This is a genomic window from Bacillus sp. FJAT-25509, assembly GCF_001420605.1.
Taxonomy (GTDB): Bacteria; Bacillota; Bacilli; order Bacillales; family Bacillaceae_G; genus Gottfriedia.
In genome coordinates, this window is the sequence record NZ_LJIZ01000016.1 from 80,253 (window position 1) to 92,971 (window position 12,719).

A 12,719-nucleotide genomic window follows, 5' to 3' on the forward strand; every position below is an offset into this window, starting at 1 on the left:
CTGAATCTATACTATTTTCACAACTTCTATATAGTCGCATACTCCTATCCTTAATACAAGATTAGATTATTATTATCAAATTTTAATGATAGTGTTAAGGTTAATTTAAGAATTGACCTGTATGATATAAATATAGATAGAACCTTCTTTAATATGAAAGTAAGTCCCCAATTATTTTCATATATAAAATAGCTCATGACTTGTGGTCATGAGCTATTTTGTTTTAAATTTCTAATAGATTTTTTTCAATTAAAGAATTAACTGCCGAACAAATTGCGATTTTCACATGGGCATAAGTTAAACCACCTTGAACATATGCAACATATGGAGCTCTTATCGGACCGTCTGCTGTTAATTCAATACTTGCACCTTGGATAAATGTTCCCGCTGCCATAATTACATCATCTTCGTATCCAGGCATATAATTTGCTGTTGGCGTAAAATGAGCATTGATTGGCGAAGCCGCTTGAATTGCCTGACAAAATGCAATCATTTTTTCTTTATCATCAAATTGAACAGATTGTATTAGATCTGTTCTTACTGCATCCCATGAAGGGTTTGTGTTCATTCCAAGCTTTTCTAAAAACGCTGCAGTAAATAATGCACCTTTTAAAGCTTGACCAGTAATATGTGGCGCCATAAAAAATCCATGATACATATCTTGTAACGCATAAAGAGAAGCTCCAGCTTCACGTCCAATCCCTGGAGATGTTAAGCGGTAGCCACATTTTTCGACTAAATCTTTACGTCCTACAATATAACCACCTGTTTTTGCAAGTCCACCACCAGGATTTTTGATTAATGAACCTGCCATTAAATCTGCTCCTACATGGCATGGCTCTAGTTTTTCAACAAACTCTCCATAACAATTATCTACAAAAACAATGATATTTGGATCAATTTCTTTTACAAAATCAATCATCTCTTTAATTTGTTCAATTGTATATGAAGGTCTTGTTCCGTAACCTTTTGAACGCTGAATACCGATTACTTTCGTATTACTTGTCATTTTATTTGCTACTTTTTCATAATTAATCCGTTCGTTATTTACTAATTCGATTGATTCATATCCAATCCCAAAGTCTTTTAATGAGCCATTTCCACTTTCACCACGAATTCCTACGATTTCCTCTAAAGTATCGTATGGCTTCCCGGTAATATATAAAAGCTCATCCCCTGGTCTTAGTACGCCAAATAAAGCAGTTGAAATTGCATGAGTTCCAGAAATGATTTGTGGTCTCACTAAACCAGCTTCTCCACCTAAAACATCAGCAAAAATTTCCTCTAATGTATCTCTTCCAATATCATCATAACCATAACCAGTTGTTGGGATAAAATGACTATCACTCACTTTATGCTTTCGAAAGCTTTGTAAAACTTTGAATTGGTTATATTCAATCACTTCGTCAATTTCTTTATGGGCTTCTGAAATTAATTTTTCAACATCTTCCACTAATGGTGCAATTTTTTCCCCGTTTGATAAAAATTCTAGCATTGATTATTGCTCCTTATATATTCTATATCTTTTAACTGTATCATAAATTGAATGTTCCTTGAAAACATACCCAGAAATTTGATAGATTTCTGCATCTTCATTAAAGTTGATTGATTCAATCATCGTTAATTTTTTGATTTCATGAATCAATTTACCCTCGTATGCTGGTACAAACGCTTCAAAATGTTCCATATACTGCTTACATTCAAATTCAATTCTATAACGTAATTTACTTAAATCATCTTCATTTAAAGCACTCATTTCAATAAAACCTTCAGATGGGGACGGTACAAAGTCCTCATGAACTTGATCTATTTTATTATAGACAGTTAAAATTGGAATATTTTTAACATCTAAATCATTCAATAATTTAGAAACTGTAACTTCATGGCTTTTATAATTTTCATGAGATGCATCGACAACATGAAGAATGAAATCTGCTTCTGTAGCTTCTTCTAACGTTGAACGGAATGCTGCAATTAGTGCAGTTGGTAAATCTTGAATAAAACCTACTGTATCTGTTAATAAAGTTGTCATACCATTTGATAAAACAAATTTTCTTGTTGTTGGATCTAATGTCGCAAACAGTAAGTCTTGTTCATACACATCAGATTTAGTTAGTCGGTTAAATAATGTTGATTTTCCTGCGTTTGTATAACCTACTAATGAAATATGAAACATTTCATTTTTCTTACGTCGCTCTCGATAACGCTTACGATGCTCAACGACAATGTTCAATTGCTGTTTAATATCATCAATTCGTTTTCGGATATGACGACGATCAGATTCTAGTTTTGTTTCACCAGGTCCTCTTGTACCAATACCTCCACCAAGTCTTGATAACTCTGTACCTTGACCAACTAGTCTTGGCATTAAATATTGTAATTGAGCTAATTCAACCTGCAATTTACCTTCTTTTGTTTTCGCTCGTTGTGCAAATATGTCTAAAATTAATTGCGTACGGTCAATAACTCTTTTTTCTAATCTTGCAGATAAATTACGTATTTGAGACGGAGTCAGTTCATTATTAAAAATAACAACATCTGGTTCTAACTCTGCAATTGCTGCCTCTAACTCTTCTAATTTACCTGTCCCTATGTATAACGCTGGATGATATTTAGTTCTTTTTTGTGTAGTAATTAAAACTACCTCTCCATTTGCCGTTTTCGTTAGTGATGCTAATTCGTCCATTGAATAATTAAAACGATCATCATCTACATTCTGAAGCTGACATCCAACTAAAATGGCTTTTTCTCTCAATTCATTCGACACAAAATTCCACCTTTTCTTTAACCAATTCTAAGTAATTAAATCTTCTTTACTCTTAACTGTCTCTTTATTATAATGATATCTGGACTATTTTTCATCTTTTTATTCAGGGCGGGGGAATTGCTTTTTGGAAACATGGGAGTTATTTAGCATTATTGGTACTATTTCCTTTGCATTAAGTGGTGCGGTAGTTGCTATGGAAGAAGACTATGATTTATTTGGTGTCTATATACTAGGCTTTGCTACAGCCTTTGGTGGCGGTGCATTACGTAATTTATTAATAGGTTATCCAATTAACTATTTATGGAATCAAACAACAAATTTTACAATTGCGTTAGTTGCAATGACAATTATTTTTTTCTTTCCGCAAATATCAAATAAACCATTTAAAAAGTTAGATATTTTATTCGATTCAATCGGTTTATCCGCATTTGCAATTCTCGGTGCAAATTATGCCATGGAATTAAAATTACCTGTTAGCGCTGTTATTGTAGCATCTGTCTTAACTGGAATTGGTGGCGGAATCGTACGAGATTTACTTGCAAAAAGAAAACCAATGGTATTACATTCAGAAGTATATGCCTTTTGGGCAATACTTGTAGGCGTTTTAATTGGTAATAAATTTGTTGATACAAATTTTGAACTATTACTATTATTCATTGTTATTGTTCTTCTTAGACTATTATCTGTACATTATAATTGGAGTCTACCAAAAAGATCATTTAAAGGCTCTACAGTTAGTTTAAACGAATCAAACACTCAAAATTTAAATTAAATAAATAAGTCCAATAAAAACAAACCTTTTAAAATGATGGTTTGTTTTTTTATTTTAAATAGAATGTGACTTTGTTTTAACACACTTATGATTGGGTATAGTATCATTCTAATTTGGTACAAAAAAAAGCTTACTGTAATTAAAATCATTTAAATGATACAAATCTTCCAATTAACTATAAATCCTCTCCACTTTAATATCTTTGTAAATTAGTTGACAAACAATTTACCTTGTTAATCACATATTTCATTAACATGAAAAAACAAACCAAAAAAAGCGTTTGATTTGTTCACATAATTTACCTATACTTGCCAACACTATTTTAGAAATTTATTTAAAGGAGGAATTTCATTTGAAGAGATATAATATAACAAACCATTCAGTTGAAACAATTGATGAATTTTTGCTTCCAACTAATGATGAAATTCTTTGGTATCACTTCAATAATAAATCCATTGATGAGTTAACTACGATTATTGATGGATTAAATATTCATCCTTTAGCAAAAAAGAAACTTCTACATAGTGAACATAAGCCAAGAATAAATATTTTTAAAAACGAGGCAATCCTTTCCTTATATGCATTAACTAAGTTATTTAAACCTACAAAAATAAATATTCTTGTTTGCAGTAATTTAATTATTTCATTTATAGAAGATCATGAAATAGATCTATTCAAATATGTAACACAGGAATTCAGTCAAAATTATATTAAAGTAGACCATGCTGGTCATGTTTTATATCAAATTTTCCATGAAGTTATTGAGAAGTTCCTTATCTCAATTGATCGGTTTGCAAATGAGATTGAAGAAATTGAACGAGACTTATTTAATGACCCATTTCGAAAGGATTTAGATAAGAAAATATTCAATTGGAAAGTTCAACTTCAAGATTTAAGACAGCTTGTAGAACCACAAGTAAATGTCATTAACCAAATTGTAGAAGCAGATTTTCCTTTCTTAAGTCAGGATGCAGGATTTTATTTTAATGAATTAAAAGAGAATTATGAACGTATTATTAATGCCCTTGATAATTTTAAAGAAAGTATGGGAGGCATAATAGAAATGCAAATGTTCTTAAAATCTGACCGTACAAATGATATTATGAAAACTTTAACACTCATAAGTGCCATTTTTTTACCGATGTCTTTTATCGCAGGATTTTATGGCATGAATTTTGTAAATATGCCTGAGTTAAAATGGAAATATGGTTATTTATATTGTATTATCCTTAATATTTTAATTGGGGTCATTATTTCTATTTATTTTAACATTAAAGGTTGGTGGGGTCGAAAACACCAAATAAAATAGCTAATCGTCAATTAATCGAGTCGATTTTGTCTGAAGTAAATAAGTCTTTTTCTTCGATTCTCATTAATATTTCTCGATTAAATTCGGTCTCAGATACTAATCTTGTAGCTTGAGTCCTAATCGATTTCTCAACTATATTACGAACAAATCGCCCATTGCTAAAATGAGCACGATTTTCAAGTTTTGCCTTTTGGATAAAGTCTCTTAATCGGTATTCAGCTTCCCGAGATAGAATATATTCTCGGTCAACAAACATTTTTTTTGATATATCTAGAAGCTCCATTACAGAATAATCCTGGAATTCTAAAATAAATGGAAATCTTGATTTTAGTCCAGGATTCAAGCTTAAGAAATAATCCATTTCCGAAGAATAGCCGGCTAATATCAGAACAAAGTCGCCATGTTTATCTTCCATATGTTTAACAAGTGTATCAATCGCTTCTTTTCCGAAATCTTTTTCCCCACCACGGCCTAGTGAGTAAGCCTCATCAATAAAAAGAATGCCTCCATTTGCTTTTTTTACTAAATCTCTAGTTTTTTGAGCAGTGTGACCAATGTATTCTCCGACTAAATCAGCTCTTTCTGCTTCGATTAGGTGGCCCTTTGACAATACTCCCATTTTTAAAAATAATTGACCAATAATTCTTGCAACAGTCGTTTTTCCAGTTCCTGGATTCCCTTTAAACAACATATGCAGTACTTGTTTTTCGGCTTTTAAGTTTAATTCTTCTCTTTTTTTATTAATAAATATCCAAGCATAAATTTCATGAATCATTTTTTTTATTTCGTCCATACCTATTAAATGCCTTAATTGATCTTCTATTTCAATTAATAACTCATGTTTAGGCTGTTTCACTGTTTCGATACTTGGATTTGGAGAAACCTCTCCCCTTTTCACTGTATTAAGTACAACATTTATTTGGCCGTTATCTTTTAAACGAATTGGTTGCTCCAAACATGACACCTCTCTTTATTCTGTCGAACATTTTTTAATATCTATAGAAAGCACACCACGAGAAACCTGAAACCTCGTTACTGTTCGTATTATGCGCTTTTGAAAATATTTTACTAAATTAAGTTTTTACTATTATATGTACGAACAATTAATTTCAAAACATTTATTCTATAGACTAACTTTAAATTGGATAAGATTGCTAAATTTTACTAAATTCTATTAACTAATTTGATATAATGAGAGAAAAAGAGAAGAGTTGATAAAAATGACGATCCCAAACTTAACAACTGCTACTTTACCTGATGTCATCTTGCAATTTGCCTCTCATTTAAATAGTAAGGGAAGAAAAGAATCGACTATTAAGCGCTATTGCTATGATTTAGAAGAATGCTTCCGTTACTTTAAAAAAGTTAATGACAGTTTTAGTACATTACAAGTTCAAAATTTTAATGATTATTTCTATTATTTAACATCTGAACGTGGATATAATGAGAAAACGATGCATCGAATTTATGTCGTTCTAAATCAATTTTATAAATTTTTACATTCTAATAATTCATCAATCGAAAATATCATTCCATTCACTAACTATTTAGCAGGTCCTTCACGCGCTCTTTCAACGGACGATTTTATCTCAGAAGAAGAAGAAAAAAAATTACTATCAATTGTTCAATCCACGACCGATTTGTCAGAAAAACAATTAAAAGCTAGATCATTTTTAATGGATCGTAACGAAATTATGATACGTTTTATGCTTTTTTATGGACTAACTTTAAAGGAATTAATTGATTTACAAATGAGAGACATTAACTTCGCTTTAAATGAACTTGTTGTCCATAGCAAGGAAGGTATAAAAAGAACAATTATTCTCACAAAAGAAGATCGAATACTATTATATAATTATTTTGTCACGATACCCGAGCCTGTAAGACCTCACTATCATTCAACTCATCCGCTTTTTGTTGCATTTGATTTTAACCGCATGACATTCCATTGGGTTTACGATACCGATTCACCGAAAGCACTAACTGAAATTGCATTTCAAAAAATGCTTAGGTTAGAAGTTAAAAGAGCCGGGCTTAGAAAAGGACTTTGCTCCCAACATTTAAGAAACACTTTTATTCTACGAAAAATAAAAGAGGGATTATTAGTGGAAGATATTCAGCAATTAGTTGGATTGAAGACCTCAGTTTCTTTAAAACGATATTTTCAATATTTTCAAGAAAATGAACGCCCAAATAAAAAGGAGTTATGATTTCGATCATCATAACTCCTTCCTTTTAAGAACTTGTATTTAGTTTAGCTTTCATCAGTTCTGCGATTTCTTTCGAGGAATATTTTTCTTCATTTTGCAAGCTGCAATCACTTTTTCTCTTCTCTCAAACGTATGATTTTGACTTAATTTCTTTTTACCTATTAACTCTGTTACTTCAATTTTTAATCAAACAATTCCTGAAAGTAATTTTTCACCATACTCTGTGTGATCTTCGTATTTCCATGGTTTTGATTGTCCTTTTTCAAAATAGTCGGATGTTTTTAAACCGATTTGTCTCATTTCATCCTTATTTTCAATTGTTGTTACTTTTCCATAAGCATGGATTGCTGTATAGTTCCAAGTTGAAACTATATTTTTTTCTACATACCATGAAGCAGATACATATGCATGTGGAACTGGAAAGATTATTAAACAGTCCTTTCCATTCATCGTTTTCGATTGAGGATTTGGCTTAGCTAAATGTGTAATCATCACTAAATTCTCTTGCGCTTCTTGAATGATAAATGCTAAATGAGTTGCTTCTATTTTTGTGTCATCATTATTTGATAATAATATCCCGAAGCTATTTTTCTTCATTTCAGCTATTAATTGATTAAAATTTGATTCTCTAAATTCTTTTGGAACATACATTAATCCCTCTCTTTAGTTTACATAATATAATTATCTATAATAAATTATCTAGTATAATTAAAAAGAACATTGACCATAAGATCAATGCTCTTTTTTCAATTTATTTTACATTTCAATTTGTACATTTTTAGATGGTACAAACGTTGAAATTGCATGTTTATATATTAATTGTTGTTTACCTTCAACATCTAACAATACCGTAAAGTTATCAAAGCTTTTTACTTTACCTTTGATTTGAAATCCATTTAGTAAAAATACTGTAACCGCTAGATTGTCTTTACGTAATTGGTTTAAGAACTGATCTTGAATGTTGATTGATGTTTTCATGTCCTTTTCCTCCTCTTCTACCTCTACATATATTTATTCGAGATGAAATAGCCCTTTCCTTCAAGTAGAGCTAAAATTTCCAGTTTTTTTATATCAAAATTGTGTCCATCCATATCAAACCAATGGATGCTCATTTTATTTCTAAACCACGTCATTTGCCTTTTTGCATATCTTCTTGAGCTTTGTTTAATTAAATCGATTGCTTCCTCTTTTGTTAAGATACCATCAAAATAATCGTAAAGCTCTTTATAGCCAATCGCTTGTACAGATTGACAATTTCGAATACCTTTGTCGTAGAGCATTTTTGCTTCATCTACTAGTCCTTCTTCCAACATTAGATCAACTCGTAAATTAATTCGATTGTATAGTAGCTCTCGATCCATCGATAATCCGATTATTTCTGCATCATATAAATACTCTGGCTCTTTTTTAAATGCGGTCTCTGAAAATTTTTGTCCTGTCAGTTTGAAAACTTCTATTGCACGGATTACTCTTCTGACATTATTCATATGTATTTGCTTTGCACTTTCTGGATCAATTTCTGTTAATTGATCATGTAATGCTTTATTCCCAAAGGCCATTGCAAAGCCCTCTAATTGGTTTCTTAAAAGCTCATCACCTTCTTGCTCAGCAAATTCATATTTAGTTAATACACTTTGGATGTATAATCCAGTACCACCAACAATAATTGGAATTTTACCTCGATTAGCTATTTCATTAATTTTTTCTCTAGCTAAAGTTTGAAAATCAGCAACTGTAAAAGAATCTTTTGGGTCAAGGAAATCAATTAAATGATGAGGAATCCCTTCTTTTTCTTCTTCTGTAACTTTAGCTGCTCCAATATTTAATTCTTTATAAACTTGAGTTGCATCGCCATTAATGATTTCTCCATCAACAGCTTTTGCAAGTTCAATACTTAGTTTTGTTTTCCCTACTGCTGTAGGACCAACGATGACTATCACTTTTTGCATATTTACCATTGTAATCACATATACGCCTTTCTATACAACCTTTTTCCTTACTTGTCTTACTAATTTTGAAAGTAGTTAACTCTTTTTATTTATACCATATTTATACAAAAATTCCAATGCGATGTGAATCAATTCACAAATTCGAAAGAAAGTGTTTTCATTTTAATAATGACAATTACAACTTGTATATACCGCTTTATAAAAGACTGTTAAAATGGGATAAAGTTTCCATTCTATCAGTCTTTTTGTAATACCACCAATTATATGTATTAAGAAGAAATATTTATAGAATTCTTCGTCTTCACGCATGAAAAGATTTTCATAAAAGAGAGCTGATTAATGAAAACCTATGAAAACGCATTCAACTCTATTGAATAGCGTTCATTATGCCTATATGATACCCATATAAGTTTAACTTACTTCATTCATTACAACTTAAGGGGGTCTTCACAAATGAAAAAAGCTTTTGAAAAAGCTCAGCAATTCGGTAAATCGTTTATGCTTCCTATTGCCGTTTTACCTGCTGCTGGTTTGTTACTGGGAATCGGGGGTGCACTGTCAAACCCTAATACTGTTTCAGCCTATCCATTTTTAGATATCACATGGCTGCAGAATATCTTTACCATCATGAGTGCAGCCGGCACTATTGTGTTTGCTAACTTGCCCATTATATTTGCCGTTGGGGTAGCTGTTGGTTTAGCCCGTTCAGATAAAGGTACTGCGGGTTTAGCTGCTATGATTGGATACTTTGTTATGAATAATACCATCCATGCGTTACTTTCTATAACCGGAGACCTGGCGAAAGATAATTTGGCAGGAGCTGGGCAAGGGATCGCCGTCGGGATTCAGACAATAGAAACCGGTGTATTTGGCGGTATTATCATTGGGATTGTGGCAGCTGCGTTGCACAATAAATACAATAAAATTCAGTTGCCTCAAGTTTTAGGATTCTTTGGTGGCTCACGCTTTATTCCTATCATAGTTTCGTTTGTTTCGATGTTTGTAGGAGGCATTCTATTTGTGATCTGGCCTTACTTCCAAGATTTAATCAATCAGCTCGGTTCGATTGTTACAAGCACTGGGTTAATCGGAACCTTTTTCTATGGATTTATTTTACGTATGCTTGGACCGCTTGGCTTGCACCATATTTTCTATCTTCCATTCTGGCAAACTGCTCTTGGCGGTACGCTTGAGATTGGAGGAAAAATAGTCAGCGGTACGCAAAATATCTTTTTCGCCCAGTTAGGTGACCCTTCTACGAAACACTATTACGAAGGGATATCAAGATTCATGTCTGGCCGTTTTATTACAATGATGTTTGGTTTACCAGGTGCCGCACTGGCCATCTATCATTGCTCTAAAAAGAAAAATAGAAAAGTAGTAGCGGGAATTTTGTTATCAGCAGCGTTAACGTCTTTCTTAACTGGAATCACAGAGCCACTTGAATTTAGTTTCTTGTTCGTGGCACCGCTTCTTTATTTAGTACATGCTATTTTCGATGGTTTAGCTTTTATGATGGCAGATATTTTCAATATTACTATAGGACAAACCTTTTCAGGCGGGTTTATTGATTATATTCTATTTGGTATTTTACAAGGGAACGACAAAACAAACTGGATAATGGTTCCGATTATTGGGATACCATGGTTCTTCTTATACTACTATACTTTTAAATTTTTAATTAGAAAAAAGAACTTCAAAGTTATTGGACGCGAAGACGAGGAACAGGCTACAGAGCAAGTTTCAGCTACAGAGCGTGCTAAAACGATTGTAGTAGGATTAGGAGGAACGAATAATATTGATGTTGTCGATTGTTGTGCGACTCGACTGCGCGTAACCATTAAGGATGAATCCTTGGTAAATGACGATGTCATTAAAAAAACTGGATCAAAAGGGATTGTGAAAAAGGGTACAGGTGTACAAATTATTTACGGACCTCAAGTCACCATTGTAAAAAACGAAGTAGAAGAATTTCTAGGTCATTAATAAATAATAAGGACGTGCTTTGAATGCATAAAGTGTTAGAACAGATCAAAAACGGATTAATCGTTTCCTGCCAAGCTTTAGATGGGGAACCGCTGCATAGTTCATTCATTATGGGACGTATGGCATTAGCTGCAAAGGAGGGAGGCGCCGTTGGCATTCGGGCCAACTCCATCTCAGATATTGTAGAAATAAAAAAACAAGTAGATCTTCCTGTCATTGGCATCATCAAGCAAGTATACAGTAATTTTCCTGTCTTTATTACGCCAACGATGAAAGAGATTGATGCCTTAGCTCAGACGGGTGCCGAAATCATAGCGACAGATGCAACGAATCGACTCCGACCTGATGACAGTGATTTAGAATCGTTTTATCAAGAAGTAAGAACAAAGTATCCTCACATTCTCCTGATGGCTGACGTCTCTTCGGTTGAAGAAGCTATTTTTGCCGATGAGTTAGGGTTTGATATTGTGGCACCGACATTATACGGATATACAGAAGAGACAGATGGCTTAAAAATCGATGATCATGACTATGCAGTCATTAAACAAATCGTCAAAAAAGTGAAAAACGCAAAGATTATAGCAGAAGGTAATGTATCAACACCAGAAATTGCCCGCTCTGTGCTTGATATAAATGTTCACTCGGTCGTTGTAGGCGGTGCGATTACAAGACCACAGATCATCACACAAAGATTTGTGGATGCAATACAAAAATAAGATAAGCTAAAAATAACTCAGGCGCTTTCCCTGGGTTATTTTTAGCTATTTGTTTTTATTAGAGGTTAGTTTAGTTAAGAATTTTTCATACTCTCGAACAATGTAACTTAAAATAAGGTTATAATTGTTATTATGAACAAACGATTAAGAGGAGAAAGCATATGGAGTATCTAGGCGAGAACCTTCTTCATGGTATAACCTGTACTATGGATAAATTCACAACATCTGAAGCCGAATTAGCAAAATATATTATCAAAAATCCTCATGAAATCAGTCAATTATCAATTAGTCAAATTGCGAAAAAAATTCATATTTCGCCGGCTACAATTACCCGTTTTTGTCAAAAGATTTCTTTTACAGGATTTAATCAATTTAAACATGAATTAAAACGATATATCGATTTAAAAGATAAACCATCAAAGGCTAGTGACATTAAGGAGATTGATTATTTTTCTAATCTCTATCAAAATCATTTAGAAATCATCGAAACAACCTTTCAGAAAATGAATTATTTTGATATTCAGCAAGCCGTTATTCTTTTAAATAATGCTCAAAGAGTTCATGTTTACGGGATTGGCAACTCAGGGATTGCAGCTCAAGAGTTTAAATGGAAGTTTTTTCGGATTGGCATTCATGTTGAGTCAATTACAGATCCACATCAAGCATTGATGGATGCAGCATTAAGTACAGACAAGAGTCTCGTCATTGGCATTTCTGTTTCAGGCAAAACGAAAGAAGTCATCAACGCGATTAAAATTGCCAAAAATCAGGGAGCGGCGATTCTCGCAATTACAAGTGATAAAACTTCTGAACTTTACCAGCTAGCAGATGTACCCCTTCTAGTCATGAGTAAAAGCAGTATGCATATGGGACAGAACATCTCGCCCACCCTGCCGCTTTTTCTGCTTTTTGATTTAATATACACCGAACTTGTGGCAAAAGACTATATGAATCGGCTTCAGATTAGGGATAAGACCTTGAAGGCTTTGGAGGATATTTGATGAATGATA

The 12,719-nt window shown here is 32.7% G+C and carries 12 protein-coding genes; 6 read left to right on the forward strand and 6 right to left on the reverse strand.

What is annotated here, in order from left to right; all coding sequences use genetic code 11:
* Window positions 1-223: 223 nt before the first annotated feature.
* Together AN960_RS09710 and hflX are read right to left on the reverse strand one after the other, a co-directional pair.
* Window positions 224-1,495, reverse strand: coding sequence for a methionine gamma-lyase family protein (locus AN960_RS09710; RefSeq protein WP_056470280.1), 1,272 nt, complete (start codon window positions 1,493-1,495; stop codon window positions 224-226).
* Between the two features lie 3 nt (window positions 1,496-1,498).
* The gene (hflX, locus tag AN960_RS09715; protein ID WP_056470283.1) at window positions 1,499-2,767 is read right to left on the reverse strand and encodes a GTPase HflX; all 1,269 of its coding nucleotides are present in this window, start codon (window positions 2,765-2,767) and stop codon (window positions 1,499-1,501) included.
* A 124-nt stretch (window positions 2,768-2,891) separates the two neighbouring features.
* Here hflX and AN960_RS09720 point away from each other — a divergent pair, with 124 nt between their 5' ends.
* Together AN960_RS09720 and AN960_RS09725 are read left to right on the forward strand one after the other, a co-directional pair.
* Window positions 2,892-3,539 (forward strand): trimeric intracellular cation channel family protein, encoded by a 648-nt coding sequence (locus AN960_RS09720; RefSeq protein ID WP_056470286.1) that lies wholly within the window; start codon window positions 2,892-2,894, stop codon window positions 3,537-3,539.
* A gap of 352 nt (window positions 3,540-3,891) precedes the next feature.
* Entirely contained in the window at window positions 3,892-4,848 is a 957-nt protein-coding gene (locus tag AN960_RS09725) for a magnesium transporter CorA family protein (protein WP_056470288.1), read from the forward strand.
* A gap of 7 nt (window positions 4,849-4,855) precedes the next feature.
* Here AN960_RS09725 and AN960_RS09730 read toward each other — a convergent pair whose 3' ends face one another.
* Window positions 4,856-5,803 (reverse strand): AAA family ATPase, encoded by a 948-nt coding sequence (locus AN960_RS09730; RefSeq protein WP_056470291.1) that lies wholly within the window; start codon window positions 5,801-5,803, stop codon window positions 4,856-4,858.
* A 265-nt stretch (window positions 5,804-6,068) separates the two neighbouring features.
* Here AN960_RS09730 and AN960_RS09735 point away from each other — a divergent pair, with 265 nt between their 5' ends.
* Complete coding sequence (locus AN960_RS09735; RefSeq protein WP_056470292.1) at window positions 6,069-7,058, forward strand: tyrosine-type recombinase/integrase; 990 nt, start codon at window positions 6,069-6,071, stop codon at window positions 7,056-7,058.
* A 186-nt stretch (window positions 7,059-7,244) separates the two neighbouring features.
* Here the strand turns inward: AN960_RS09735 and AN960_RS09740 are convergent, their stop codons facing one another.
* The 3 genes from AN960_RS09740 to miaA all read right to left on the reverse strand — a co-directional run bounded on the left by AN960_RS09740 (window position 7,245) and on the right by miaA (window position 9,022).
* On the reverse strand, window positions 7,245-7,709 hold the full coding sequence (locus AN960_RS09740) for an FMN-binding negative transcriptional regulator (RefSeq protein ID WP_056470295.1): 465 nt from the start codon (window positions 7,707-7,709) through the stop codon (window positions 7,245-7,247).
* A 105-nt stretch (window positions 7,710-7,814) separates the two neighbouring features.
* On the reverse strand, window positions 7,815-8,036 hold the full coding sequence (hfq, locus tag AN960_RS09745) for an RNA chaperone Hfq (RefSeq protein ID WP_056470298.1): 222 nt from the start codon (window positions 8,034-8,036) through the stop codon (window positions 7,815-7,817).
* A gap of 23 nt (window positions 8,037-8,059) precedes the next feature.
* Complete coding sequence (gene miaA, locus AN960_RS09750) at window positions 8,060-9,022, reverse strand: tRNA (adenosine(37)-N6)-dimethylallyltransferase MiaA (RefSeq protein ID WP_502692544.1); 963 nt, start codon at window positions 9,020-9,022, stop codon at window positions 8,060-8,062.
* Window positions 9,023-9,460: 438 nt separating this feature from the next.
* Between miaA and AN960_RS09755 the strand changes: the two genes are divergently transcribed.
* The 3 genes from AN960_RS09755 to AN960_RS09765 all read left to right on the forward strand — a co-directional run bounded on the left by AN960_RS09755 (window position 9,461) and on the right by AN960_RS09765 (window position 12,710).
* Window positions 9,461-10,993, forward strand: coding sequence for a maltose/glucose-specific PTS transporter subunit IIC (locus AN960_RS09755; protein ID WP_056470304.1), 1,533 nt, complete (start codon window positions 9,461-9,463; stop codon window positions 10,991-10,993).
* A 23-nt stretch (window positions 10,994-11,016) separates the two neighbouring features.
* On the forward strand, window positions 11,017-11,709 hold the full coding sequence (locus tag AN960_RS09760) for an N-acetylmannosamine-6-phosphate 2-epimerase (protein WP_056470307.1): 693 nt from the start codon (window positions 11,017-11,019) through the stop codon (window positions 11,707-11,709).
* Between the two features lie 161 nt (window positions 11,710-11,870).
* Window positions 11,871-12,710 carry a MurR/RpiR family transcriptional regulator gene (locus tag AN960_RS09765; RefSeq protein ID WP_056470310.1) on the forward strand — a complete coding sequence of 280 codons (840 nt, stop codon included), beginning with the start codon at window positions 11,871-11,873 and terminating at the stop codon, window positions 12,708-12,710.
* The last annotated feature ends 9 nt before the right edge of the window (window positions 12,711-12,719 follow it).

What these genes read in the sequence shown, in the direction of transcription:
- AN960_RS09710 (WP_056470280.1), bottom strand. Translation starts at nt 1,495, where the DNA reads ATGCTAGAATTTTTATCAAACGGGGAAAAAATTGCACCATTAGTGGAA.
- AN960_RS09735 (WP_056470292.1), top strand. Translation starts at nt 6,069, where the DNA reads ATGACGATCCCAAACTTAACAACTGCTACTTTACCTGATGTCATCTTG.
- AN960_RS09740 (WP_056470295.1), bottom strand. Translation starts at nt 7,709, where the DNA reads ATGTATGTTCCAAAAGAATTTAGAGAATCAAATTTTAATCAATTAATA.
- hfq (WP_056470298.1), bottom strand. Translation starts at nt 8,036, where the DNA reads ATGAAAACATCAATCAACATTCAAGATCAGTTCTTAAACCAATTACGT.
- AN960_RS09755 (WP_056470304.1), top strand. Translation starts at nt 9,461, where the DNA reads ATGAAAAAAGCTTTTGAAAAAGCTCAGCAATTCGGTAAATCGTTTATG.
- AN960_RS09760 (WP_056470307.1), top strand. Translation starts at nt 11,017, where the DNA reads ATGCATAAAGTGTTAGAACAGATCAAAAACGGATTAATCGTTTCCTGC.
- AN960_RS09765 (WP_056470310.1), top strand. Translation starts at nt 11,871, where the DNA reads ATGGAGTATCTAGGCGAGAACCTTCTTCATGGTATAACCTGTACTATG.